This window comes from Pseudoalteromonas sp. RW-H-Ap-1, from assembly GCF_048318575.1.
Lineage (GTDB): Bacteria > Pseudomonadota > Gammaproteobacteria > Enterobacterales > Alteromonadaceae > Pseudoalteromonas.
The window spans coordinates 2,042,275-2,067,109 of the sequence record NZ_CP166996.1; the positions used below are offsets into that span (position 1 = coordinate 2,042,275).

At 38.1% G+C, this 24,835-nt stretch carries 23 protein-coding genes and 5 pseudogenes; 16 read left to right on the forward strand and 12 right to left on the reverse strand.

Annotated features, from left to right (window positions below; translation table 11 throughout):
* Positions 1-19 precede the first annotated feature (19 nt).
* The 3 pseudogenes from AB8618_RS09630 to AB8618_RS09640 form a co-directional block, all read right to left on the reverse strand.
* Positions 20-2,274, reverse strand: a pseudogene (locus tag AB8618_RS09630) (aminotransferase class V-fold PLP-dependent enzyme).
* 107 nt (positions 2,275-2,381) lie between these two features.
* A pseudogene (locus AB8618_RS09635) lies at positions 2,382-3,457 on the reverse strand (AI-2E family transporter).
* Positions 3,450-3,666 (reverse strand): annotated as a pseudogene (locus AB8618_RS09640) (hypothetical protein). The pseudogenes AB8618_RS09635 and AB8618_RS09640 overlap by 8 nt, the downstream one beginning before the upstream one ends.
* A 143-nt stretch (positions 3,667-3,809) precedes the next feature.
* On the opposite strand from AB8618_RS09640, the pseudogene AB8618_RS09645 reads away from it, so the two are divergent.
* The 5 genes and pseudogenes from AB8618_RS09645 to AB8618_RS09665 all read left to right on the forward strand — a co-directional run bounded on the left by AB8618_RS09645 (position 3,810) and on the right by AB8618_RS09665 (position 7,328).
* A pseudogene (locus AB8618_RS09645) lies at positions 3,810-4,453 on the forward strand (hypothetical protein).
* Between the two features lie 12 nt (positions 4,454-4,465).
* On the forward strand, positions 4,466-5,923 hold the full coding sequence (locus AB8618_RS09650) for a M48 family metalloprotease (RefSeq protein ID WP_413402466.1): 1,458 nt from the start codon (positions 4,466-4,468) through the stop codon (positions 5,921-5,923).
* 54 nt (positions 5,924-5,977) lie between these two features.
* Positions 5,978-6,325: an arsenate reductase (glutaredoxin) gene (gene arsC / locus AB8618_RS09655; protein WP_413402468.1), complete on the forward strand. Its 348-nt coding sequence runs from the start codon at positions 5,978-5,980 to the stop codon at positions 6,323-6,325.
* Complete coding sequence (gene wrbA, locus AB8618_RS09660; RefSeq protein WP_131691238.1) at positions 6,325-6,879, forward strand: NAD(P)H:quinone oxidoreductase; 555 nt, start codon at positions 6,325-6,327, stop codon at positions 6,877-6,879. The genes arsC and wrbA overlap by 1 nt, the downstream gene beginning before the upstream one ends.
* Entirely contained in the window at positions 6,876-7,328 is a 453-nt protein-coding gene (locus AB8618_RS09665; RefSeq protein ID WP_138607763.1) for a DUF2069 domain-containing protein, read from the forward strand. Before wrbA ends, AB8618_RS09665 begins: the two co-directional genes overlap by 4 nt.
* 63 nt (positions 7,329-7,391) lie before the next feature.
* Here the strand turns inward: AB8618_RS09665 and AB8618_RS09670 are convergent, their stop codons facing one another.
* Together AB8618_RS09670 and AB8618_RS09675 are read right to left on the reverse strand one after the other, a co-directional pair.
* A complete protein-coding gene (locus AB8618_RS09670) occupies positions 7,392-8,729 on the reverse strand; it encodes an ankyrin repeat domain-containing protein (RefSeq protein WP_413402470.1) in 1,338 nt (445 codons plus the stop codon).
* Positions 8,730-8,939: 210 nt separating this feature from the next.
* The gene (locus tag AB8618_RS09675) at positions 8,940-9,533 is read right to left on the reverse strand and encodes a phospholipid-binding protein MlaC (protein WP_413402472.1); all 594 of its coding nucleotides are present in this window, start codon (positions 9,531-9,533) and stop codon (positions 8,940-8,942) included.
* 246 nt (positions 9,534-9,779) lie between these two features.
* Between AB8618_RS09675 and AB8618_RS09680 the strand changes: the two genes are divergently transcribed.
* Complete coding sequence (locus AB8618_RS09680; protein ID WP_409423399.1) at positions 9,780-10,316, forward strand: acyloxyacyl hydrolase; 537 nt, start codon at positions 9,780-9,782, stop codon at positions 10,314-10,316.
* A gap of 84 nt (positions 10,317-10,400) precedes the next feature.
* Positions 10,401-10,535 carry a DUF2897 family protein gene (locus AB8618_RS09685; RefSeq protein WP_409423400.1) on the forward strand — a complete coding sequence of 45 codons (135 nt, stop codon included), beginning with the start codon at positions 10,401-10,403 and terminating at the stop codon, positions 10,533-10,535.
* A 15-nt stretch (positions 10,536-10,550) separates the two neighbouring features.
* On the opposite strand, the gene AB8618_RS09690 is transcribed toward AB8618_RS09685, so the two are convergent.
* From AB8618_RS09690 to bamC, 3 genes are all read right to left on the reverse strand, one after another.
* Positions 10,551-11,785 (reverse strand): IS3 family transposase gene (locus tag AB8618_RS09690; RefSeq protein WP_409423192.1). Its coding sequence is split into 2 segments (ribosomal slippage): positions 10,551-11,434 and positions 11,434-11,785, totalling 1,236 coding nucleotides; the frame shifts between segments, so codons are not numbered across the junction.
* 100 nt (positions 11,786-11,885) lie between these two features.
* Positions 11,886-13,274 carry a YjiH family protein gene (locus tag AB8618_RS09695; protein ID WP_413402474.1) on the reverse strand — a complete coding sequence of 463 codons (1,389 nt, stop codon included), beginning with the start codon at positions 13,272-13,274 and terminating at the stop codon, positions 11,886-11,888.
* 65 nt (positions 13,275-13,339) lie between these two features.
* Positions 13,340-14,398 carry an outer membrane protein assembly factor BamC gene (gene bamC / locus AB8618_RS09700; RefSeq protein WP_138607751.1) on the reverse strand — a complete coding sequence of 353 codons (1,059 nt, stop codon included), beginning with the start codon at positions 14,396-14,398 and terminating at the stop codon, positions 13,340-13,342.
* 354 nt (positions 14,399-14,752) lie between these two features.
* Here bamC and AB8618_RS09705 point away from each other — a divergent pair, with 354 nt between their 5' ends.
* The 6 genes from AB8618_RS09705 (at position 14,753) to AB8618_RS09730 (ending at position 18,993) form a co-directional block, all read left to right on the forward strand.
* Positions 14,753-15,286: a glycine cleavage system protein R gene (locus AB8618_RS09705; RefSeq protein ID WP_138607749.1), complete on the forward strand. Its 534-nt coding sequence runs from the start codon at positions 14,753-14,755 to the stop codon at positions 15,284-15,286.
* A gap of 10 nt (positions 15,287-15,296) precedes the next feature.
* Positions 15,297-15,776 carry a thioredoxin-dependent thiol peroxidase gene (gene bcp / locus AB8618_RS09710; protein ID WP_024601114.1) on the forward strand — a complete coding sequence of 160 codons (480 nt, stop codon included), beginning with the start codon at positions 15,297-15,299 and terminating at the stop codon, positions 15,774-15,776.
* Between the two features lie 160 nt (positions 15,777-15,936).
* On the forward strand, positions 15,937-16,383 hold the full coding sequence (locus AB8618_RS09715; protein WP_409423404.1) for a hypothetical protein: 447 nt from the start codon (positions 15,937-15,939) through the stop codon (positions 16,381-16,383).
* Between the two features lie 958 nt (positions 16,384-17,341).
* Positions 17,342-17,812, forward strand: coding sequence for a hypothetical protein (locus AB8618_RS09720; protein WP_409423405.1), 471 nt, complete (start codon positions 17,342-17,344; stop codon positions 17,810-17,812).
* A gap of 2 nt (positions 17,813-17,814) precedes the next feature.
* The gene (locus tag AB8618_RS09725; RefSeq protein WP_409423406.1) at positions 17,815-18,315 is read left to right on the forward strand and encodes an ankyrin repeat domain-containing protein; all 501 of its coding nucleotides are present in this window, start codon (positions 17,815-17,817) and stop codon (positions 18,313-18,315) included.
* A 165-nt stretch (positions 18,316-18,480) separates the two neighbouring features.
* Positions 18,481-18,993, forward strand: coding sequence for a hypothetical protein (locus AB8618_RS09730; protein ID WP_409423407.1), 513 nt, complete (start codon positions 18,481-18,483; stop codon positions 18,991-18,993).
* Between the two features lie 394 nt (positions 18,994-19,387).
* Here the strand turns inward: AB8618_RS09730 and AB8618_RS09735 are convergent, their stop codons facing one another.
* Positions 19,388-19,666, reverse strand: a complete 279-nt coding sequence (locus AB8618_RS09735) for a hypothetical protein (RefSeq protein WP_409423408.1) — start codon at positions 19,664-19,666, stop codon at positions 19,388-19,390.
* A 276-nt stretch (positions 19,667-19,942) separates the two neighbouring features.
* On the opposite strand from AB8618_RS09735, the gene AB8618_RS09740 reads away from it, so the two are divergent.
* Positions 19,943-21,151, forward strand: a complete 1,209-nt coding sequence (locus tag AB8618_RS09740; RefSeq protein WP_409423409.1) for a beta-propeller fold lactonase family protein — start codon at positions 19,943-19,945, stop codon at positions 21,149-21,151.
* A 255-nt stretch (positions 21,152-21,406) separates the two neighbouring features.
* Here AB8618_RS09740 and queE read toward each other — a convergent pair.
* A pseudogene (gene queE, locus AB8618_RS09745) lies at positions 21,407-22,071 on the reverse strand (7-carboxy-7-deazaguanine synthase QueE).
* Positions 22,072-22,216: 145 nt separating this feature from the next.
* On the opposite strand from queE, the gene queC reads away from it, so the two are divergent.
* Positions 22,217-22,873, forward strand: a complete 657-nt coding sequence (gene queC, locus AB8618_RS09750) for a 7-cyano-7-deazaguanine synthase QueC (protein ID WP_008110177.1) — start codon at positions 22,217-22,219, stop codon at positions 22,871-22,873.
* Positions 22,874-22,933: 60 nt separating this feature from the next.
* Here queC and AB8618_RS09755 read toward each other — a convergent pair whose 3' ends face one another.
* Positions 22,934-23,383, reverse strand: coding sequence for a methyltransferase family protein (locus AB8618_RS09755; RefSeq protein WP_054201169.1), 450 nt, complete (start codon positions 23,381-23,383; stop codon positions 22,934-22,936).
* Between the two features lie 174 nt (positions 23,384-23,557).
* On the opposite strand from AB8618_RS09755, the gene AB8618_RS09760 reads away from it, so the two are divergent.
* Entirely contained in the window at positions 23,558-23,800 is a 243-nt protein-coding gene (locus AB8618_RS09760; protein WP_010388451.1) for a hypothetical protein, read from the forward strand.
* A gap of 8 nt (positions 23,801-23,808) precedes the next feature.
* On the opposite strand, the gene AB8618_RS09765 is transcribed toward AB8618_RS09760, so the two are convergent.
* Positions 23,809-24,822 (reverse strand): hypothetical protein, encoded by a 1,014-nt coding sequence (locus tag AB8618_RS09765; RefSeq protein ID WP_413402483.1) that lies wholly within the window; start codon positions 24,820-24,822, stop codon positions 23,809-23,811.
* Positions 24,823-24,835 lie beyond the last annotated feature (13 nt).

Sequence of the window (24,835 nt, forward strand, 5' to 3'; positions counted from 1 at the left end):
TTTTTCTATTATCAGACTATTAACTACTCAAAGCTAAACCACCCGATAAGTTAAAAACACGGTTATAACCAAGTTCAATTAAGTTTGCTGCCGCAATTTTTGAACGGTTTCCGCTGCGACACACCAATATATATTTATTTTTTTATCTAGTTGGCCTTGGGTAAGTGCATAAGCCATTCGACTTAAAGGAATATTTAAAGTTTTAGCCACAGGCACATCGAGCAATCCACTGATATTGTTAGCGCCATGCTCATAAGACTCTCGCGTATCAATTAAATATACATTGTTATGTGAGAGCAATTCTTTAGCTTGATTAAAACTAAGCTGCGAAGTTTCGACTTTAGGCTTTGCATTAACATAGCCACAAAGCGTATTTGCTGGTGTGTGTTGTTGCGAGTCCGCTTGTTGTTTTTGCATTGCAAATTCAGTATGGCTGATATCACCTTTAATAAGCGCTTTTAATAAAGGTGTTTGCTGCTGTTGCACAGCCCAATTCATGGCAAAACACTGTTGATAATCATGCCCAGAGCACACCACACTGCTTGGATTAAGCTCTGCCGCTAAATGAGTAAGAGAGTGTGCCATTTGCATCGCATCTCCCCCATCAAGTACTGTATTACCAAGCCCAGCAGGTAAAATTAAATCACCACAAAAGCAGTACTGTACATCGCCGTTATTAGCTTTTAATAAATAACTCACGCTATCTTGGCTGTGCCCGGGCGTCGCTAGCTTTTCAAGTACTTGTTCGGTTAGTTGCAATTGTTCACAGTTAATAGGCCAGCCTAATTGATCAACTTCGCCAGCAACTAAGTTTTCTTTAAGTACGCTGCGCATTAAATCAAGAGCGCAGTGACGATCTTGGTGCTCATGCGTGTTTAAAATAGCGGTAATAGTTAGATTTTGCGTTTTCACTATTTTTTCAAATCGAGGGATCAGTTCAATAATTGGGTCAATAACAAATGCCTGTTGATCGTCAGCTACATACAACCAACTGCAAGCACCTTGATGTCTAAATTGGGTAAGCCCCAAGGCACATACTTCTTGAGCTACCAAGCTACTATCAGAAATAACCAAACAATTTGCTTGTAACACTGTTTTAAGTGCACGAATTTGTTCACATGCATAGTCTATTTGCGCCATAGTGGCGGCAGGTCCAAACGATAAACGAATCGCATTTTCACTTTGCCACTGTGAGGCTCCCATCGCATCAAGTACAAAGCTTTGAGTTGCGCCCGTGCTACAGGCTGAGCCACCGCTGACTCTAATACCTGCAGCGTCAAATAAATCAATAACTTCTTTACTGGTTAAATCATTAACCGCAAAGTTTAACGTTGTGGGTACTGAGCAGGTAAAGTCATGGTTAAAAGTAATACTTCCAAAAGTATCAACTAAAGCGCTATGTAGTTTATCGCGATACAAATTAAGTACATCTGCTGATTTAAAAGTATCGTCTTGTTTATCAAGCAGCAAACTAAACAGCTTATTTAGTCCTGCAATACCAGGCAGGTTCTCTGTACCTGAGCGCATACCACTTTCTTGGCCGCCACCAGCAATAAACGGCGTATATGGACTACCTTGACGGATATACAATAAGCCGATGCCTTTAGGTGCATAGAGTTTATGCCCTGAAAAAGGTGCATAATCAATCGTTGTTTCACTTAAGTTGAGTTGTTGTTTACCCAGTGCCTGCACACAGTCGACCATCCAAGTGACATCATTATTACGACTACGAATCACCTTCTCTATAGCACTTAAATTTTGATATACACCGGTTTCATTATTAACAGCCATAGTGCAAATCATCAGGGCGTTATCAATATGCTGAGCAATAAAGTCTAAATCTAAAATACCGTCTCGATTAACCGGAATAGCAATAATGTCAGCATTAATTTCAAGCACGGCATTCCAATGTTTTAATGTATTAGGCACCGCTTTGTGCTCAGTTGATCCATACAATAAAACAGGTTTAGATTTAGTGTGGTGTTTTGCATTAATTAAGGTTGATACGATAGCGGTTTGAATCCCTTCGGTCGCACCTGAGGTAAATAATATATCGCCCTGCTGCGCACCAATAACGGTGCGCGCTTTTTGCCTCGTCTGTTCTAACAAGTGCTTCGCTTGAATACCGGTTATATGTGGACTTGAAGGATTACCAAAACAAATCTGCATCGCATGACTCACCACCTCTGCAATACATGGCAATACAGGTGTGGTCGCATTTGCATCAAGATAAACTTGGCTGTTAGGTTCATCTTGCAATAAAAACTCTGACATTAAAAACGCACCTTATTACTAAAAAATATATCTTATTCCCAATAGTACATAGTTTTAATAGGAATGAGTAATAATCTTTAGTAATTAAAGTGCGTTTACTATACTTTTTAGTTACCGAGCTCTTCTGCGAGCTCTTCATGTGTGGATGACCACGCCTTAATCAGCGCTTTTACCAATGATGCTAATGGAATAGCAAAAAATACGCCCCAAAAACCCCACAGCCCACCAAAAAATAGTACGGCGACAATAATAAACACCGGGTTTAAATCAACCGCTTCAGAAAACAATAAAGGGACTAACACATTGCCATCAAGCGCTTGAATAATGCCGTAAATAATTAAAATGGTCCAAAACTGGGTTTCTAAACCAAACTGAAACAGCGCCACCGCCGCCACAGGTATAGTCACCAAGGCTGCGCCAACAAATGGAATAAGCACCGAAAAGCCAACTAATACACCTAACAGAGCCGCATAACGTAAGTCCAATACCGTGAAGGCAATAAAGGACACCGAGCCAATAATTAAAATTTCGAATACTTTACCCCGAATATAATTCATTATTTGCTGATTCATTTCATGCCACACTTGCAAAATTAAGCGTCGTTGGCGCGGGATCAGTTTAGCAATGCTGGCACTGAGCTCTACTTTGTCTTTAAGCATAAAAAACACCAGTAGTGGTACTAAAATAAGATAAATTAACCACGCAACAGCATCTTTTAATGAATTGAGCGATGCCGACAGCACCACTTGGCCAAATTCGAGCACTTTGGTTTCTACCGTTACCACAATAGACTGTACTTGCTCTGCACTAATAAGGCTGGGGTATTTAGCTGGTAGGTCGAGTAAAAACGATTTACCTTGCTCTACCATATGCGGGGTTTCTTGCACTAAGTTACTACTTTGCTGCCAAAGTACCGGGCCTATAACTAATATTAAGGTGAGCATAATGCCAATAAATATCAACATAACTATGCTAGTGGCAGTAAAACGCTTAAGGCCAAACCGCTCTAAGTGAACTACGGGCCAATCTAGTAAATAAGCAATGATCAGTGCCACTAACACAGGCACAATTAATGGGCCAAAAAATACAACATGGCAACCAGTGCCAATAACAAAAAAAGTAAAGTAACTGAATTAGGATCAGAAAACTTTTTTTCATACCATGCTTTTACATATTCAAACACGCAACGGCTCCACTAATAACAACGCTTGTTGTTTATTTAACTTGTAATAATACATTTTTTTGCAAATATCGTTCAATATCATCTGTGTTTTGCTCTCTTGAGATATTAAAAGTAATTGCTTGATTTAACGATATTGCCTCACGCAACCCTAATTTAAACTGAATAAATTGCTGAGGGCATTTATAAGCGCGCAAATCTAGCTCTAGCATACTCGTTTCACTACCTGTTCACATTAATAATAAGTCCTATAGCTGGGCTAACTAAGATTAACCACAGTTAAATTTAACTTTTTCTTAAAACAACCTCTGCAATGGTTTATCCTTATAGCATAGTTAGCTAAAAGGATACGTTAATGCCTAATTCGCATAATAAAGCGCAATTGCCTAGCAATCCAACTCTCAAAGAAATAAATTGGTTTAAAAAGCAAATTAATTGGGGGAGCTGCCGCATTTTTATCATTTAGTGGCTTCGTCGGTAAGTGAATGTGAAAGTATTTTAGATCACGGCTTTGATAATGCTATAAAGCGTATCATCGACAAACGCAATTGGAACCTTGAGTCCTTGGGTATCGACCCAAACGAGCTTTTTGAGAAAGAGAGTAATAACAAGCCACGAATTTCGTTGCATCAAGTATTTACCGAACGCGGCTTTGAACTACAGGCGTTTCCTTTTTCTAATGATACTACCATCGATAGATACGCTCGACATGATGAGTCAATGGAATTTATATTATGGGATCCATTAACCATGAAAACTGTGATTCGTATTAATCAACTACATAAATTCATAGGTTTTTATTTAGAACAAGGCGATGAAGCAGACAAAGCGCTTATATTGCATTCACATAAAGTAGTTCATAAGATTATTGCTTTTTTACAAACTCAATTGAACATTGTTAAGGTTGATGGGGTCACAATAAAGTCGTTTTATCAATTATGTGAAAAGGACAGCCGTTTATATACAGATGATCCAACAAGTGCCCCTGATAAAAAATAAACAAGGAATATAATGCAACTAAAATCCGCCTTTATCACTTTATGCAGTGCAGTGCTTACATTTAGCCTACTAATGAGTGAGCCGTTAAAGGCACAAACAAATCTTCAACTGCCCGACTTAGGCACGTCTGCGCTGCAGGCATTACCACTGGAGAAAGAAAAAGCGATTGGTGAAGTGATGATGATGCAGATCAGAGGGTCTTCACCATTAATTAACGATCCGGTGCTTGATGAATACCTAACAACCTTAGGCCGAAAATTAGTTGCGAACGCCAATGATGTACGCTTCGGTTTTTCATTTTTTTGGTTAAATAACCCAGAAATTAATGCATTTGCATTTTATGGCGGTCATGTAGGTGTGCACACAGGCTTAATTGCTCAAGCCGATAACGAGAGTCAGTTTGCTTCAGTACTTGGTCACGAAATCGCGCACGTAACACAGCGCCATCTGGCACGGCGCATTCAGCAACAACAAGATAATAGCGGTCTCACCATTGCTGGTATGATAGCCGGTATTTTAGCAGCCGTTGTAGCCCCAGATGCAGGCATAGCAATTATTTCAGCCAGCCAAACACAGTCGGCATTTAGCCAACTCACCCATAGCCGCTCTGCCGAACAAGAAGCCGACAGAATTGGCATGCAAACTCTTAACAATGCAGGATTTGATGCAAGAGCTTCTAGTGAATTTTTAACTAAACTGGCAGCGCAAATTCGTTATAAATATAAACCCCCGGCGTTTTTACTCACTCACCCGCTGCCAGAAAGCCGCGTGTCGGATGTACGCTTGCGTGCCGAGCAATATCCAAAACGCCAAATAGGTTCAAGCCTTGATTTTAATTTAGCTAAAAGCCGTGTATTAGCGCGTTACGATAACGAGCCGGAAAATGCAGAGGCCTTATTTAGAAAGTTAATGCGCGAAAATACCTATAACAACGTAGCACTACAGTATGGTTTAGCAATTAGCTTAGTTGATCAAAAGAAAACGGATGAAGCGCAGCCTATCCTAGATGAGCTATTGGCAAGTGATCCTAAAAATTTATTTTATATTGATACAAAAACAGATTTGCTAATTGCACAAAAAAAAGCTGCTGAAGCAGTTAGTTATTTAAGTGAGTTAAATAACTATCGGCCAAACAACCAAGTAATCACTTTAAATTTTGCAAACGCCGCGTTGGAAGCTGAGCAATATGAGTTAGCCGAAAATGTACTAAAGTCATTTTTATTAGAGAAGCCAGATCATAGTTTAGGTAAGCAGCTTTTAACCGATGCCTATAAAAAGCAAGAAAAATTAGCCGCGTATCACGAAGCAAACGCCGATGTGTTGTCGCAATATGGCGCATATTTAAAAGCGGCTGACGAAATACAAAAAGCACTTAATTTTGTTGAGCCAACTGAAAATGTGAAACAACAGCGTTTAAAAGCGTTACTCACACAATATCGGTTATTACAAAAAGAGCTTGCAAGGCTTTAAGTATTTGGCGAGTTCACCTAAAATAGCCACAATTTATACTTTGGATATATTTTTATGTCAGTTACTATTTATCATAATCCGCGCTGTTCAAAATCACGCGAAACACTTAACCTATTACAAAGTAAAAACATTGAACCGAGTGTTGTTGAATACTTAAAAACACCGCTTTCTCATGAGCAAATTAGTACCTTAGTTTCTCAACTTGGGTTTAATTCTGCCCGAGATTTAATGCGGACCAAAGAAGAGCAGTACAAAGCCCTTAATTTAAAAGATGAAAATGATGAGTCTGCACTAATTGCTGCCATGGTCGAACATCCAAAATTAATTGAACGCCCCATTGTTGTTAGCAATAATAAAGCAGCCTTGGGTCGCCCGCCTGAAAACGTATTAAGCGTTCTATAATGAGCACAACCATTGTGGTGCTGTACCACTCAAGCCATGGCTCTGTAGAAGCCATGGCGCATGAAATTGCAGAATCGATAGAACAACAAGGCGCAACCGCCTTGCTGCGCACGTTTGTGGCTAAGAACCCGCACGACATTGTGATAAATAAAGACGATTTAGTTGCTTGTGATGGGCTTGCATTTGGTACACCTACCCGCTTTGGCATGATGGCCGCTCAGGCAAAGACATTTTGGGAAACCACCAGTGACCTGTGGCTTAAAGGCCAACTTATAGATAAGCCTGCCTGTGTGTTTTCATCATCGAGTAGTATGCATGGGGGAAATGAAGCAACCCTACTTAACTTGTCACTGCCGTTATTGCATCACGGGATGATGTTAATGGGGGTACCTTACGATGTACCAGAACTTCTTGGCACCGAAACTGGAGGCACACCTTACGGCGCTTCCCACGTTGCTGGCAGCAGCAACAGCTCTACCCTAAGTAAAGATGAAATTAAAATATGTCAAAGCGTAGGCAAACGCTTGACGCAAGTAGCGAGTAAACTTAAATGACCCAAAAGAGCGAGTCTGCTAAAAAGCCAGTGACCGTAAAATTTCAGCGCCTAGCCTTATTTGGTTATTTTGGCCTGCTTATTTTAATGCCACTATGGATGTTTGTATTAGCCCCCAGAGAAGGCCACAGTAACGCATTTCTTTTTTTAGTCTATGTACTACCACTGTTATTACCTTTAAAAGGCATACTACAAGATAAAACCTACACTTATGCGTGGGCTAATTTTATCGTTATGTTTTATTTTATTCATGGCTTTACATTGCTATGGGTTGCTCAAGATGAGCTTGTATGGGTATTACTAGAGTTACTTTTCGCCTCCTCTATGTTTATTGGCTGTACTTACTATGCACGCCATAGGGGACAAGAGCTTGGACTTAAGATTCGCAAGCTTAAAGATGAACTTGCTGAAGAAAAAGCAGCGCATGAACACGATAAAAACAACTCATAGCTAGCAGCTCAAAACATAAAAAACGCGCTTTATTAGCGCGTTTTTTTGTAATTAAATAAATGGTTAAACTAACTCACTTAAAGCAGCTAACCCCACTATACAAGCTAAACCTAGCTGGGCTATAAGGCTAAAAACCGATACCACTCTTAATAAAAACAATCCCCAAGGATGTTTAATATGCGGGTACAACGAACAACGCTTTAAATTTGTGGCAAAGAAAAAACACACCACCGCTGTCATGGTCATAAAAAGAGTAAGCTCACTTTTTATAGTGATGTTTTCATCAAAAAAGAAAAACAACTGAAGCGGTAGCAATAACGCCACAACCGCGTGTAATACATGTACCTTTTTAATTCGCTCTAACTGCCCTTCAGGTGATAACTCTTTAATTCCAAAATCACGTTCAAGGCACTTAACTAAGTTACTGGCTTTGATACTTACCGCTAAACGATAACAACTTAATCCATCGTTATTACGCGCTCTAAAGTCATACCCCGCTTTAAGCAGTAAAATCATTAACGATTCATTTTTACTCATTACTGCGTAATGCAGCGCCGTATTACCTTTATTGTCGACGGCTTTTTTATCTTGGTACTGCAGGAGTGTTTCAACTACATTTACATAGCCTTTTTCTGCTGCCCACATAAATGCTGTTTTGTTATCTTCATCGGTTAAAGCGCCTGTAGCGCCCTGCTCAATAAAACGCATCGCCATGGTTTGCTTAGCTTTTTTCTTGTTTAAATGGGCAAGTAAAGCATTTTCTAACAACACAATAGAATCAACATCAGGCGAAACCTGAGTTAATAAAGTAAAGTAATCTTTGCCTGCAGCTACCTTTTCACTGGTGAGCTCTGCCAAATAGTCAATGTCTGCAATCGACTGAGGAATATAAGCACTTAAGCGCTCTCTGAAATCGACTTCTTGCCAAATAGATAGGGTATCTGCTGCCGACAACTTGGCACTCTGTTCTAGCGCATGCTCTATTAGAGTAAAAAAGCGTTTACTAAAAAATAGACTAATCAATGAAAGCGGCGTTTCAATATTATTTTGTGCCGATACACTTGCGTATTTTTCAAGTCGCTGACACAGCATTAACACAATATTTTCTATGCTGTAGTCATTAGCAAAATAGTGCTCTTTAAGTGCTGCAATATAGACTTGTGCATCCTCATCATATTCACAAATATGCTGAAAGTAACATTCTTCAAACGGCTCTAGGGGGGTTAACCAGGTTAAATAATAAATTGGGGGCAAAACCGTGGTGCAAACACCATCATCTTCTTCAGTAGAACGACAAGCAGGCCAAGCTTCTAAAGCATCTAAAATGAAGGCACCGTTTTGTTCAACCAGCCCTTTGACCAGTAACGGGTATTCCTTTGGCCAAATTAGTACATTTTCCATTAAAACAACACAACTCCAGTGTAGCTCGGGTGAGTGGTCAGTTATAACAGTTTTTAGCTGACACCACGCTTAATCAAAGAAGCCGATATTCTAACACAGCTAGGTTGCCAAGCTAGCGTAAACTCGTGCAATATAGGCCAAAATACAAAAGCAACTAACGACATGCGCCATTAGCTGCTTTTACGGTTGGAGCTTTTAATTACAAAGGTACTAACTTTGCTGAAGTTCTGCTGTGACTTGATCTAAACCCACATCAGAAATGCGTTGAATGATCTCTTTTTGCTTAGCACTAAGTAATGAAATCCCCTCAGCAACAATATCGTATACTTTCCATTGCTGATCGTTTCCTAAGCGAAGTTTAAAGTGTAAATCTATGGTAGGTTTATTAGCTTCAATAATTTGCGTTTTAACTGTAGCAAATTTAGAGTCGCTTGCAGCGGCGTCTTGCTCAAATAGTACATCTTGCCCTGTATACTTCATTAATGCACTAGCATAAGTGCCCGTTAAGTAATGCTCTACCGCATCTATAAACGCAACGCCTTGTTCACGGTTAATGCCTTTAATATGTTTACCTAATAATTTAAACGACACAAACTTAATATCAATATGTGGCATCAAACGCTGCTCAACAATTAATGACATCGCTTCTTTGCTGGCATTACCTTGCGCATTTACCTGCCCAATATCGTTAAATAATGACTCGGCTACAGTTTGCAATAATTGTTTAGGTGACGGCTGCGTTTGTGCAGTGAGTGCGCTACTAAAAAAAACAGCAATAACCACTAAAAGCTTTATAAGTTTCATAATAAATGCATAGTTTAAATAATTAAGTTTAGTGTAATCTACGCAAATAACAGGCAACAAAAAAGGCATAAATAAGCAACTTATTAATGCCCAATTAGCACCAATAAAATTAATTAAATAAATTCAATTAGTTAAAAACCTTAGTTAACAAGCCATCTACAAGCGGATTTTTGTCCTCATTGAAAACAGTAATTCACCGCCCTTATCATTTAATTACTATTTAAATTTACCTACCAGTAGGTCGTTATGAAAACCTCATTTGAGATGATTTCAATTATTGTTTTTTGTTTATTTTTACTGCCAACAAATGCAGCCTATGCATCCTCAAGCCATGGCTACGCTGTGGACTTATTAAAAGGCGAAGGTAATGTGACTGGGGTAAAGCTTGCGTATCAATATCATCCCAAGGGTGCACAAAACCTTGTTGGCGATGCCCGCTTTTACCTTGAAAGCAGCCTCAACCTATGGCATTACCGCCATGATCAACAGTCACAATCCAACCTAGTATTAGCTGTTTCACCAGTTGTGCAGTTTCCGGCATTTAGCGTATACAATACGCCATTCTATGTGGAGGCTGGTATTGGCTTTTCCCTACTTGATGAGCACCATTTTGCAGGTAAAAACCTAAGTACTCACTATCAGTTTGAAGATAGAATAGGCCTAGTGGCCGATTTTGGAGAAACCAACGTAGCACTGCGTATTATTCACTATTCAAACGCAGGATTTAAAGCACCTAATCCAGGCATAAACTTTTTAACATTGTCGGTAGCACAACGGTTTTAAACACCCGTAATAAACACTCAAAATGTTGCGGCTTATATTGAAAGCGGTCATAATTACTGCTTAAAAAACAATAAGGTCAACAACATGCAAATTTGGCAAATCGTACTCGTTATCTCGATTGTACTGGCTATTGTTATCGGTAATTTAGCATTGCTGCGTTTAAGTGCAAAAAGCGAGTTTAAAGCCTCTCCCTCTATTACTCATAATGTCCCGTCCTGAAATAGGTTGACGGTTTTAATGAAAGACTTGGTGCGAAAGCGCCAGGTCTTTTTTATGCACTTGATTTGGTGTTTTCATATTCAAACTTAAGTGCGGTCGCATTTCATTGTATATAAATATCGATTCTTCAACGAGCTCTTTTAACTCTGCCATATTACGACATTTATACAGTAGAAACTCTTGTTTTAATATCCCGTTAATACGCTCAGCTAATGCGTTTTGATAACAGTCATATCCATCGGTCATAGATGGCCTAATTCCCTCCTTTAATAGCATACCTTGATATACTTCAGAGCAATATTGTAAACCTCTATCTGAATGATGAATAGCATCACGTTTATACACCCGCTGCTTAATCGTCATCTCTAACGCTTTGACTACATCAGTTGCCTTCATTTCATCACTGAGCTCATAACCCATTATTTTTCGACTATAAGCATCAGTGACTAACGACAGGTAATGCACGCCTTGCGATGACTTTACGTATGTAATATCACTAACGAAGACTTCCTCGGCCGCAGTAGGTTTGTATTCTTTTAGTAAATTGGGATGCTTGTGCATCCAATGATTACTATTTGTTGTTTTAGTGTAATTTTTCTTTGGTTTTACAAGCAAGTCATGCTCTCTCAAATAGTCAAAAAAACAATCTCGGCCTAGTTTAATGTCACGCTCTTGCAGCTCTGGCTTTATCATCAGATAAAGTTTCTTCCCACCAATACGAGGCATGAATTGCCGCCAATACATCACTAACTCTTTGACTGGCTTCAACGCTTTATTCCGAGAATCTATTCTGCGCATAGCTTGATAGTAACCTTGTCGCGTTATGCCATATGCACGGCATAAAGGAGTAAGCTTTACTTGCTGGTTTTCTTTTGCGCGCGTGATAGCTCGGATATGTACTTTTTTCGCAAACCCGCTCCATATTCTTCATCCATAATATTAATCATTTCATCTTTGATTAAATCCTTTAGGCGTAACTCCTCTACCTCGCGCTCTAAACGTTTAATTTTTTGTGCTGGGGTTTCTTTTGATTTAGGCATGTTGGCTATATAAGTTGGTTTAGACCAATCTAATTTACCATGTTTTCGCAGCCATACCAGAACGGTGCTACGACCTTGAATACCGTAATGACTTTGCGCCTGTTTATATGTGAAGTCGCCTTTTTCTACTTGCTCAACAATGGATAATTTAAAGCCTAATGTATAATCTCGTTGAGTACGCTTAACGTCTTTAGTTTTAGTGGTTTTCATAAAATAAGTCCTAAATGTGTAAACACATTTCAGGACAAGACATAAAAAAGACATAAAAAAGCCCTAAATAATCAGGGCTTTTTTCGTTTAAATTTTTACTCTAGCCAACTAACCAGTGTGCCATTAAGGCAATAACAGGCAATGTAACTAATGTTCTGAGAATGAAAATAACAAACAACTCAAAAATATTAACTGGTATTTTACTTCCTAATAAAAGTGCGCCCACTTCAGACATATAAATAAGTTGCGTTACACTCATGGCTGCAATAATAAAACGTGTTACATCACTTTCAATTGAACCTGCAGCTAAAATAGAAGGAATAAACATATCTGCAAAACCGACCATAATAGTTTGTGCCGCCATTTCAGCTTCTGGTACTTGTAAAAGCTCCAAGAACGGAATAAACGGCATACCTAAATACTGAAATATCGGGGTATATTCAGCAATAATGAGTGCAAATGTACCCACAGCCATGACTACTGGTAATACTGCAAACACCATATCAAATGCATTGTGTATACCTTCTTCTAAGGTGCCCTTCAAGCCTGGCGCTTTTTCTGCTTTAGTCAATGCAACATCAAGAGAGTGCTTAAATAATGTTTTGCCTTCAGGTACTAGCTCGGCGTTGCCATCAGGTTGTTCACCATCGATAAACACGTCCTTTTTAAAACGCAGTGGTGGTAAACGCGGAACAATTATCGCAGCCACTACACCCGCTAAACACACAGTTAGGTAAAAAGGTGCAAATAAGTATTCAAGCTTTACTTGGCCAATAACAACCAAACAAAAGGTAATTGATACAGCTGAGAAAGTGGTACCAATAATCGCAGCTTCACGTTGAGTGTAATATTTATCTTCGTACTGACGCGCAGTCATCAAAATACCCACACTACCATCACCTAACCACGAAGCAACGCAGTTAACTGCACTGCGCCCTGGTACACCAAATAATGGACGCATCACTTTAGTAAGCAAGGTACCCACCAGCTCAAGTAAACCAAAATTAAGTAATAACGGCAGTAATAAGCCCGCTAAAATAAATACCGAAAACAGCACAGGTAATAAATCTTTTAATACTAGCAAGCCAGTATTTTCTGAGGTAATAGCATGCGGCCCCACTTGAAAATAAGTTAAAAGCACAAACGCCATACCAAATAACCGTGTTACTAACCAAATCCAACTCACATTAAACAAATGATTTAATAAGCGAAATTTGGTTAAGCTTTTCGGTTTAAAGACACTAAGCACCAGCGACATTACACCAGTAATACAAATAATGGTAGCTATTAGCCCTAGTGCTATCTCACTGAATGAGGCTTGGATTGCCTTGGCCATTACCGCGATAGGTATGGTCATTATTTCGCCAGACGGTACTGGCGTCATGAACAAAAAAACGCCGATTAAAGAAGGAATTAAAAAAACCAACCATACTTTCAAATCATAACTTTTTTGAACGGATGCTGGGCGTGATGAATCTAACTGAGACATATTTTCAACCTGTAAAAACCACAAAAAGAGCTAAGTGCTCTTTTTGTGGTAAGTATTTATAATTATTAAATTTTAATACCGCGCTTAATTAACGCCGCTTCTAATGCTTGCTGTAAACCATTCATTGTACCTGGTTCAAGCGTTTCGCCTTTGTCATCCATCCACGTAAGACTGGTGCCACCTTGCTTGGTTTTGCTAACCAAAATTTGGTATTGGCCTTCATCAATTGGTAATTCTGTTGGTTCATCGCCCCAAATAGAATCCCATACGCTACTTTCTACTTTGGCGTAATCTGCTGTAATTAAACCTGTCTCTTGGTTTATTTCAACAATGGTGAAAGATAAGCGCTCTAAGAATCCAGAAAAGCGATCGAATACTGTATCGTAGGCTTGCTCAGTAACAAGTGCTGCATTGCCTTTGTTATCAAACCCAAGCTCTAATGAAATTACCCCTTTACGCTTACGCATATCAACTTCAAGTTGACGATAGCGGTAATCAAACTCACTTACTACTTGGTTAAGTGCTCGTACTTCTAGCTGCTGCTTTAATAAATCAGTCAAAGGCTTATCGCCTTTAAAATCAATAAGCTCAGCAGTTAAAGACGCCGTACGTTGATGCTCTTTTTCTTCAATAGTAAATTTAAAACGTTCTAAATCAACACTTTCATCATCGCCCCATAACCAGCTTTCCTCTGGCTTAACAATAGCGTACCAATCTGTTTCAAGTGTTCCTTGCATTTTGTTTTGTTGTGTCGCACTAATGTTGTTGTCAGCAAGCACTGCTTGAATCGAGTCCCAAATGAATACATCTAAATCGTCAATGCCATCATTTTTATCAAAATAAATACGTGCTTGTTTATCTGCTTCCTCAACCCAACTGCCTTTAGCAACCGTTAATACTTGCGCCGGCGGACGATAGTTTGTTGCCTCCGGATTATTATCATATTGACCCACATCCATCTTATAAACAGGATCTTGAGCGGGTTGTGATAACGAAGCAGGTGCTTTAACCGGCTCATGGGCGCGGTAATTACGCTCATTATGGGCATCACTTGTAAATACACTACACCCTGACAAACTTACCAATACACTTACTGCTAGTGCTTTTGGGATCCAATACTGCACAGATAATTCTCCTTAGCATACCCTTAATTGTTTTAACAAATATATGAGTGGGTAATACCGATTTGGTTCAGTGTAAAATCAATATTAACTTTACATTTATAATTTGCTTATCTAACTGCATTAAGCCAACAAGATGACCGACAGACTAGGCTACAAATAGACACATTTTTGCTATGGTACTTTCACAAGCTTGTAAAAACAAGAAACACTGCACTATTAACCGCCTAAAATTAACCGTCGCTGTAGTTTAACGCGGGTTTTGTGTTAAACTTTGCCGCCGTGCAACGCTACGTGTTTATTTTTTGTTGCCAAGTCGGTTGTTATCATCCAAGTAACTTAGGTACTTTAAAACCCATGACTGCATTTTCAAATCATCAAATTGTTTTAACCGCAATTGGCGAAGATAGATCGGGTATCGTTAGTGAGCTTACGCAACTCGTCAGTGATTGCCACTGTAATATTATAGATAGCCGCATTGCTATTTTAGGCAACGAACTTACTTTTATTATGCTACTTAGCGGTGATATGTCAGCCATTAGCCGTATTGAGCATACCCTGCCTACCAAAGGTATGGAACTTGGCCTGCTTACTATGATGAAACGCACTTCAAGCCATAATCAAAGCGAGTTTTGTGCAGGTTACACCCTAGAATATACTGGCATAGACACCCCTGGCACTTTGAGTAAAGTAACGCGCTTTTTTGCAGATAGTAATATTAATATTTGCTCATTAAAGTCAGATACTTACGAAGAAGATACTGAACTTAAAATGCGCTGTGAACTTGAATTTAATATTCCCGTTGACGTTGACATTGACCAATTTAAAATTAGTTTTGAAAACCTTTCGCACGTTTTAAACGTAGATTACATCTTTCGACGTATTCGCTAAGGAGTTTAGCATGAACAAAATTACCCCATTACAAAGTGGCGACACAGCACCGGCTTTTAGCTTACAAAACCAAAATGACGAAACCGTCGTGCTCAGCGAGTTATTAAAAGAAAAACAAGTATTGGTATACTTTTACCCTAAAGCGTCAACGCCAGGCTGTACCGTACAAGCCGAGAACCTGCGTGACCAACAAGCCGAGCTTGCTAAATTCAACACTCACGTGGTTGGTATAAGCCCAGATCCAATTAAACGCCTTAAAAACTTTGAAACTAAAAAAGAGCTTAACTTTGACCTACTTTCTGACGAAGATCATGCCATTGCTGAGGCATTTGGCGTGTGGGGATACAAAAAGTTTATGGGCAAAGAATATGATGGTATTCACCGCCTCACTTTCTTAGTCGGTCAAGACGGTAAAATTAAACACTTGTTTGATAAATTTAAAACCAAAGATCACCATCAAGTGGTATTGGATTATTTAGCTGCTGAATAAAGGCTAAAGGCTAAAGGCTAAAGGCTAAAGGCTAAAGGCTAAACAAGATAAAATAAAAGCGTTGCTCAAAGGCAACGCTTTTTTGTATTTATCGCTTTAGTACTTTAGCATTCCTGCCGATAGTTAAATTAGTAACGAATAACATTATGGATAATAAACCGTGATACAGCTAAATAAACACTTAGCCTTTGACGTTAAAATTGCAGCAGAAAAAATAAATGTTGCACAACAAACAAAAGAAACAACTAAAAATAAGGACAACGCTGATTATCAATTATCAGACAGAGAGCGTAATAAACTCTCGGGAAAAGAGGCTGAGCAAAACGTTGAAAAAACCACAAATTCAGAAATGCCTGAATATATTGCAAAAATGATAGAGCAACTTAAAGAGCTCAAACAGCTGCTTGAAGAACAAAAAGAACAACTCACTCAATTACAAGCTCAATCGGACCAAGAAGACGAAGCAATACAAGCACAAATTGAAGCACAAGCAAACATCGTTTCATCAACACAATCTCAGGTAATTGCGCTGGTGCAAATGATTAGCCAAGCCATGAAAGATGCAGGTATTACAGACGCTGGCGCACTTGTCAGTGCCATTGTTTGAATTTTCAGAAACAGCGGTTCAGCTTTATATAAATCTACTTTATAGTAACGTTTTTATGTTTACCTTCGGCTTATTATTTCAATAATAAATACGCCTACCCTAGCGATTAAAAATTACGTTAAGTATTAAGTATTAAGTATTAAGTATTAAGTATTAAGTATTAAGTATTAAGTATTAAGCATTAAGTATTAAGCATTAAGTTTTAAGTTTTAAGTTTTAAGTTTTAAGCTGTTCAAGAAAATTATTATTGTTATGACAGTACATTTAAAAATTAGTAATTTACTTAACCCCTGAAACGTATTTAATTTTTATATTGCACATTAATTTGATTACCTAGGCGGGCATATTAGCCAGCTGAGCTCACAGCGAGAACCTGTCATTCAAATGAGTCGACATTAACTTAGTAAGAATAAGAGAAAACTTTCCTCTTTTTTACGTGTTTATATAAGCTACAGAAATTATAATATTTGTAGCTGGCAATAACTTAAGCTATTTGCTATTAATGCAAATTCACAAAATAAGGACGTTTTCGCACTAAAATGGGGAAAGTGTCCTCTGATAAAGCTGTTAGCACTACTTTCATTGGAGTCACCGTTGAGTAATAGAAGATCGTTAGAAAGTGGCGAAACTTAGTTTCGTTTACTAAATTGGACAAAAGGTCAGAAAGCAGCGGAAAGAATATCTGCTCATATCCTTAAATCTGAGCAGTATCACTCAGTTGATCCTGAAATCTGGAAAGGTGCTCTAGCTTCTGCAAAGAAAGTAGAAACAAAATTTGGTAAAGAAAATCCTGGGTGTGATGACTTTGAGTGGGCAATGTTAAATGGAAAAGTATCTGCATTACGCTGGGTACTTGGCGAAGATTGGGATATGCTGGATACGTAGTGCTAATGCGGCGTTATGCGTCTGTTTAATGTAGCACCATTAATTTTTTACCTACTAATTATAAGGAAATACTATGAGTTTTAAACAATTGCGAAAATTTAGTAAGGATGAGTTACTTTTCGATGAAAAAGAAACAAGAGTAGTTTTAAAGTTTATTTTTAAGCCAGCAGATCATAAATTAATTGATTCTCTTCCAATAAATGATCGCTTAAAAGGTTTCGCACAAGGATTATTGGTTGAAGCAATTGATGCGTCATATTCAGTTGGTTATGTTAAAGCTATATTTGAAAGTACGGCTAACCCAACAAAAGGAGCAATGGCTATTATTAAAACGTTTGCCAAAAAAGCAGCAAACCACTGGTTCAAACATGCATCGGTTCATGACCTACAAAAAGTTAAAATTTTTGATTTTATAAGAGATAGAATTGCATTGGCGTTCAAATCTGAATTGCAACTTTATTTAGTTAAAAATGAGACTAATAGAGCTGGAGCTTTTGTTGCATATCAAGTGCCCAAGCATGCTTCCGCTAAATTATGGGTATAATCATGACTAAAAAAACACTATCACTGCTAGGTGCGAGCTCTTTAATTGTATTAACTTTTTTTGGCTCCATGTTTTATACAATACAGAAGATGGACATCGCAGACCTTATTATATGTAGCTTAACTGAAAGAGAGTCTATTATTCCAAATGAATTTTGTGAATATTATATGGTTAACTATCGCATGACTAAAGAGGATGTTGATTTTTTAAGTGGAGGCCCAGGACTTGATTTCGTTTTAAATGTAAATCATCCGCATAAATATAAAATAGCAAAGATATTAATCTCAAAAGGTCTTGATGTTAATGGCATTAACCACCTTTTATCAAAAGATATCAGCCCCCTCTATAGTGCTATATTGTCTAACGACATTAAAACCGTCAAATTTTTAGTTAATAACGGTGCTAACATTCGCTTGGTTGGTAACGACTACGATATGACAGCATTAGAATTTGCAAAAACACTTCAAGAAAAAAAGATACAGAAAATAGACTGGAAGTTATAACTTTTTTGTCATCTCTTAAAGGCACACAATAAGGAATTTAAACAAAAAACAGTGGGTTAAGTTTCGTTTCACATTTTAACCCACTATTTTTCCGCTTAATGTGGCGTTTAGCTAACAGTGTTTAATTTATTAAGCATTATTTTCACAATAAATATGAGTTTCTAAATGACTTCTTTAAAACGAAAGTTTTTTGACTTACGTGCTATTACTAATCAACAACATATAATCGAATCAATTAAGTCATTTCTGGAGAAACACGAGGTTAGTCGCTCTACAAGAGTTTGGGAAATGCTAAGTTTATTTGAAGAGCAGGTATCGAAAAGTTGGGATAACCTACCAAGAACACTGATTTATCACGAAGTACTAGAGATCTTTGAAATTATTTATACACTCGAAAACTCTCAAGATGAGATGATAATTGAATCAATTACGAAGGATAATGTTGATGAGTTTTCTGGAAAAAATAAAAAAGGCAGAAATACTCAATTTGAACTATTTATTGCATCAAAATATATACGAGCTGGTTACGATGTAAAATTTGGTGAACCTGACTTATATTTTTATCATTTAGAAAATAGATACAACATTGCTTGCAAGCGACCACAGAGTGCAAAAAAATTCTTAATCGAATCAAAGAGGCTTCAAAGCAAATATCTTTGCATAAAGGTTTTGGAATAATTGCGATTGATTTAACCCCAACGTATATAAGAAACTCTAAATGGAATGAAGATCTGACGATTATTGGTCAATCTGGTGAAAGCTTAATATGGAATAGTTTTTTAGATTCCAAACGAAAGAAGATCAGTGAATTAGTTGGTAATCATGCTTCGATTGTTCATACGTACGGAGGATTAAACCACAAGATAAATAATTCGTATGCATATTCGTTGTTTGACTACGCATTAGAAATTAAAGAAAATAGATCACCTAATGATTGTTTACATGAAATAATCAATAGAGTCCAAAATGTTCACCCTGTTTGTTAAAGCTAGCTAACAAGCACTTTAAACGGAACAAAAATTCTTGGCTTTTAAGGGACACTCGCTCCCTGCGTACTTTCCTATGTTATACGTCATACAGGCGTAGCTTTACTCCAAGATACAGATGTCTCTGTTAAAATTTTTTTATAAGGGCACTCTCTTGCATCGCCACCGGCTAAAACAATTTGAATAGTACTTGGGCTTTTATCTGGACCTAAAAGTTTGAGTAAATGACTTAAAGAGGTGTAATGCTTAAAACCTTGCTTTTTAGCAGCTAGGTCTAATCGTTTGTTATAACCAAGTTCGGGGTATTGTTTTTTTAGTTTGCGTGCTTGACGTTTACACGAATCCGAATGATCTTGCATATTCATAATATAATCCTGTTAATAAACCATTTCCACTCAAAAAAAGGTTTAGGCGTTATATTAGCCATGTAAGTTTAATTTTATGCCAGAGGCTTAGCAGTGGACGCAGGATATCCCAACCCTTTTTCTATAATACAACTGAATTATTTTTAGTCAACTTCCTTATAACAAAAAAATAAACAAGGGCTTAAGACAGTTGGCTTTTGCTCCTGCGTCGCTTATTCTAGAAAACAGTTTAAGCCTGTTATTTAGGCGCTATGTTCCTAAAAGAGTTTAAAGTTAATGTTTAATAATAAAAAGATGATTGCACTTTTCTTCTTTGTAGTGCTTGTTAGCACCGGTGCCTCTTATGCTAGTGGTATAGAAGACATTCAGCTCATCCAAATACTAAAAGATGACGTTAACGACTTTGATGGCTTAGGTAACCCTAGGAGTGTTGAGGTTATTTCAGATAATTCAAAGGTTTTTGTTTCTAGTGGAGACGATAATGCTCTCGCTGTTTTTAATTTAGACGAAAATTTTAAACTAACTTTTAGCCAAGTGTTCAAAAATACCGCCACTAACATAAACGGTTTAGAAGGCGCCTCTGGTGTTACCTATTTTGATCTAGGTAATGAAATAGTCGTTACTGGATTCTATGATGGTGCCTTAACCAAATTCTCTAGAAGTAATAGTAGTTACCGTTTTAATCAATTTATTAGTGACGGTCTAAGCTATGAAAGAGTGTTTGATAGTGATTTGCCGATAGGCGAACTTGATAGCCTTGGTCTTTTAGGCGCTTGGGATATCGTCAAGACTAATAACGAAAAGCAACTCTTCGTTGCAAGCTATATGAGTAACGCTATTTCTATTTTAGATGTAATGGCGGATAAAAAGGTTATTTTTAATAGAGTTATAAAAGACGCTAAGCCACTTAGTAATGATTTGGGGAAACCTATAGCCATAGCTTTATCTCCACTAAATAATGAGTTGTATGTCCTAGGTTTTGATGGTCATCAATTAACCATTTATGATAGAGACCATAGCGGTGACCTATTGGTAAAACAAGTATTAAAAAATGGCGTTGCAGGTGTTAAGCAATTTATTAATCCACAAAAAATTGTTGTCTCACAAAATGGAAAATTTTTGTATGTTGCCTGTGCTGGGAGTAATTCTATTGTTGTTTTTCACAAATTAGATACCGGACAATTTACATTTTTACAGGCAATAAATAATTCGGATATTGGCGGTTCTGGCTTAGAGGGAGCAAGTAGCTTAGCGATATCGTCAGATGACTTAAAAATATATGCAGCTGGGGAGTCGGGTAGCGGTCTATATTTATTTAGTGTAAGAGCTGATGGGCGACTTAGCTATAAAAATAAGCTAGTAAATGTACACGATGATGAATTAAATGGAATCTCATCTATTACTCTTACCGATGATAATCGTCACTTGTTGGTTGCGACAGGTAAAGGTAATTCGTTATTTGTCTTTAAAATAAAGACACATTAGACGTCGCGAAACATAAAAAGTATTACCCAGTCGGACTCGTATAGTTTGCTAAGCGCCACTTCACTTTGTGTTTTAACGAGCTACTTCTCGCCGCTTAAAACAACGCTAACAATGTCCGCTCGTGGCACTTTATAGTCTATAAAGCACCATTTAAAACAATTTGAGAAACTTTTTCGTTGGGTTTCGCTGCACTCAACCCAACCTACATAATAACTTAACGCCGAGCAACTAATCGCTTACAGCTGCGCTTTCTCTTTAACTAATACCCAAATACTTATGTACTTGAATTGATAAACGCCAGTTTTTAGCGATACAAGTATCAATGGCTAATTTAGTTGCCGACGTTTTTTGACTGATTGGCTGTAAATATACCAGTTTTGGGTTTACACCCGTGGCGGCAAATAACTCTTCCAGTTCTTCTACGTGTTTTTGCATAGCAACCGGGTGTTTAATTTCATCGGCGCGTTGCATAGCACTGCTCAATACTTTGTAACCACCACGCATATTAATTTTTGGCGATACCGTAACCCACGTTTTTGCTGGGGCGAGAATTTCAAAGGTGCCACTGGTTTCTATCTGCGTGCTAAAGCCATTATCATGCAATAAATTACACACTGGATTTAAATCATACATACAAGGTTCACCACCGGTGATCACAACATGCTTGGCGGTATAGCCACGGGATTTAAATAACTCCAGGACCTGCGCGGCACTGGCCTCAGCCCAATGATCAGAGTCGGCTTTTTTTCTACCGTGTCATCTAGTGATACTTTATATACATTATCAACATCCCAGGTTTGTTTAGTGTCACACCACGAACATCCCACAGGACAACCTTGCAGGCGTAAAAATATAGACGGCGTACCGGTAAAGCTCGCTTCACCTTGAATGGTTTCAAATACTTCATTAATTTTGTACAAAAGAAATCTCACTTACAACCTGACGGCAAAATTGTTACTATTAAAAATCGCAAAGCACGGTGCAAAAATTGTCATTTATGCCTTGGCCGTGTAGTATATCGCGCCCTGATATAAACCTCTATCAAAACTAAAGAGCAAACCACGTATGACGCAAAAAGTAGTTGTTATTTATTCCGGCGGTATGGACTCATTTACTGTATTAAATAAAGCCTTGCAGCAAGGCCATGATGTTTATGCCCTCTCGTTTGATTATGGTCAGCGTCATGTTAAAGAACTTAAAGTTGCCGCCAACGTATGTGAAAAGCTAAATGTCCCGCACAAAATTGTTGATATATCAGCAATTAATCAGCTTATTGGTGGTTCGTCGTTAACAGACGATATTGATGTGCCAGAAGGCCATTACGAAGAAGAAAGCATGAAAAGCACCATTGTGCCTAACCGCAATATGATTTTACTTTCCTTAGCGGTAGGTTATGCAGTGTCGCTTAAAGCGAGCAAAGTATATTACGGCGCGCATTCAGGCGATCATGCAATTTACCCTGACTGTCGTCCTGAGTTTGTTAAAAAGATGGATGATGTATGTCGTATTGCAAATTACGATGCAGTAGAAATTTTTAGCCCGTATTTAAACAATACTAAAATCGATATTTTAACCGACGGTATTAAAATGGGCTTAGACTACAGCCAAACATGGACCTGTTATAATGGTCGTGACAAAGCGTGTGGTAAATGTGGTGCCTGCCAAGAACGTTTAGAGGCCTTTGAGCTTAACAACGTGACAGACCCGCTTGAATATGAGTAAAGTTTAACGTTAATACACTAAAAGGCTACCAAGGGTAGCCTTTTTTGTTGCGATAAAACGTTAAAGCCAGCGTTTTACTCGTGATTTATAATCGTCAAATTGCTCACCAAATAACTGATGTAACGCCCGTTCCTCTGGGATTATTTGAAATAAGGTAATGTAAGCAATAAACCCTGCTACACCTAAAAAAGCCCACATTGAACCCAGCCACACGCCCCAGCCTGCTAATATAAACGCAAAACCTAAATACATCGGATTACGAGAGAATTTATAAACACCTGAGGTAACTAAACTAGACGCTTGTTCTGGTTTGTTAGGTAGTACTGTTGTTTTAGCAAACCGGAAACTCACGACCCCAGCAATACAAAATATACACCCAGTAGCGACAAGTGCTAGCGAGAGATAAGTAATAAATGCGCTAAAATCAATCACGGTATAATGTGCAATCAGTGCCATTACAGCAGCAAAAAACACCACAACCACAACCGGTGGAATTTTATTATTTAACATACCTACTCCTTGTATCGATTAAAAAACTTCATAATTACTATATGGTGGCGTCACAAATAATAACAATGACTTATCGAATATTTATAAATACAAATAAAGTTACAATTAATTAGCTTTATGAGCGCTTAATTATGGTTATAATTTAAGCTTAAAGAAAAGTTAAAGGAAGTAATTATGTCTGGCACAACAATGATAGTTCTCATTGTACTTATTTCTGTAGGTTCGGGAGTTATTTACGATATGTATAAAAAGCACCTTGAATTTAAACATAAAGTACAGGACAACAATCAAGACGCACACAAACAACTAGCTGAGGTAACCGCTCAAGTGAGTGAACTTAAACAACGAGTACAAACACTTGAAGCCATTGTTACCGACTCAAGCTACAACGTAAAACAAGAAATAAACAAACTTTAATGTATACGTTACAAGTAATTTGGGTATAAATGTGCGTTTTCAGGCTGCTCAATGCCATGGGCAGCTAAAAAACCACCAATTGCTTGACCACACCCTTGTGGCGCTCGGCCACTGTCTATCTCAAAATTTAACTGATTCGCCTCTTGTTTGCCCATTGAGCACAAACTAACTAAACTTGGCGAACGCATAGAAACACTTAACTCGCCTATTTGCTCCGCCTGTACATGCTTACAAAAACGTGCAAAACCTTGGTATTTAAAATGCTCGCTCACATAATCATTGCTTATAGCAACCAATGCGGCAATAAAACTATGTAAAAAGCTATTTGTTGTTGTATCCGGAGCTAAAAATGACAAAGTTTTGTTATTAAACTCACTCAGCTGGCAACTATCGCAATGAAGTTTTACCGTATACACCTGCTCACAGGTGATTATAGCTTGGCAGTTAATTAGCTCTATTTGGTTATCCGCAAACACAAGGCGATCTATCAGCTCGTTCAATGAAATATTTTTAAACGATGTACTTTTAACAAGCTCGGGATTTTGTGCCATAACGGGTAAATCATGATGATTATTAAATGGCGTACTGGTTGCGCCTTGGTGTTGCAGCTGAAAAAGCTCTCTTACCTCATGCTCACGCGCCACTTTTAACGCTAAAAATGCAGTTTGAATAAGCTCCGAGGTAGGCAGGTTCTGCTCTACCGGCCAACGGCGACCAAACAATAGTTTTTTTGCTTTATTATCAGCGCGATAATTGTCTGGGCTAAGTACTGCTACTTGCAAATAAACATCACTGTTTTTTTCAGCTGCTAACACACTAAAGTGGTTGGAAAAACTAATGTCGTTAAGCACTTCATTAACACTGGCCAGCGTATGCTTGTAACGCAAAAAATGCTGCGGAACAATCCAATTTTTATTAGCCAGTTGTACTAGGGGCGCATACGAAATAGGTTGCTCGTAACTGTGTTGCCATTTTTGCCCATCATCTAATAATGACTCAATTTTTGTGTTGTTATCTGACATATATAAACCAAAT

Coding starts and splice junctions, on each gene's coding strand:
- AB8618_RS09650 (WP_413402466.1), top strand. CDS start 4,466: ATGCAACTAAAATCCGCCTTTATCACTTTATGCAGTGCAGTGCTTACA.
- arsC (WP_413402468.1), top strand. CDS start 5,978: ATGTCAGTTACTATTTATCATAATCCGCGCTGTTCAAAATCACGCGAA.
- wrbA (WP_131691238.1), top strand. CDS start 6,325: ATGAGCACAACCATTGTGGTGCTGTACCACTCAAGCCATGGCTCTGTA.
- AB8618_RS09665 (WP_138607763.1), top strand. CDS start 6,876: ATGACCCAAAAGAGCGAGTCTGCTAAAAAGCCAGTGACCGTAAAATTT.
- AB8618_RS09670 (WP_413402470.1), bottom strand. CDS start 8,729: ATGGAAAATGTACTAATTTGGCCAAAGGAATACCCGTTACTGGTCAAA.
- AB8618_RS09675 (WP_413402472.1), bottom strand. CDS start 9,533: ATGAAACTTATAAAGCTTTTAGTGGTTATTGCTGTTTTTTTTAGTAGC.
- AB8618_RS09680 (WP_409423399.1), top strand. CDS start 9,780: ATGAAAACCTCATTTGAGATGATTTCAATTATTGTTTTTTGTTTATTT.
- AB8618_RS09685 (WP_409423400.1), top strand. CDS start 10,401: ATGCAAATTTGGCAAATCGTACTCGTTATCTCGATTGTACTGGCTATT.
- AB8618_RS09695 (WP_413402474.1), bottom strand. CDS start 13,274: ATGTCTCAGTTAGATTCATCACGCCCAGCATCCGTTCAAAAAAGTTAT.
- AB8618_RS09705 (WP_138607749.1), top strand. CDS start 14,753: ATGACTGCATTTTCAAATCATCAAATTGTTTTAACCGCAATTGGCGAA.
- bcp (WP_024601114.1), top strand. CDS start 15,297: ATGAACAAAATTACCCCATTACAAAGTGGCGACACAGCACCGGCTTTT.
- AB8618_RS09720 (WP_409423405.1), top strand. CDS start 17,342: ATGAGTTTTAAACAATTGCGAAAATTTAGTAAGGATGAGTTACTTTTC.
- AB8618_RS09725 (WP_409423406.1), top strand. CDS start 17,815: ATGACTAAAAAAACACTATCACTGCTAGGTGCGAGCTCTTTAATTGTA.
- AB8618_RS09730 (WP_409423407.1), top strand. CDS start 18,481: ATGACTTCTTTAAAACGAAAGTTTTTTGACTTACGTGCTATTACTAAT.
- AB8618_RS09735 (WP_409423408.1), bottom strand. CDS start 19,666: ATGAATATGCAAGATCATTCGGATTCGTGTAAACGTCAAGCACGCAAA.
- AB8618_RS09740 (WP_409423409.1), top strand. CDS start 19,943: ATGTTTAATAATAAAAAGATGATTGCACTTTTCTTCTTTGTAGTGCTT.
- queC (WP_008110177.1), top strand. CDS start 22,217: ATGACGCAAAAAGTAGTTGTTATTTATTCCGGCGGTATGGACTCATTT.
- AB8618_RS09755 (WP_054201169.1), bottom strand. CDS start 23,383: ATGTTAAATAATAAAATTCCACCGGTTGTGGTTGTGGTGTTTTTTGCT.
- AB8618_RS09760 (WP_010388451.1), top strand. CDS start 23,558: ATGTCTGGCACAACAATGATAGTTCTCATTGTACTTATTTCTGTAGGT.
- AB8618_RS09765 (WP_413402483.1), bottom strand. CDS start 24,822: ATGTCAGATAACAACACAAAAATTGAGTCATTATTAGATGATGGGCAA.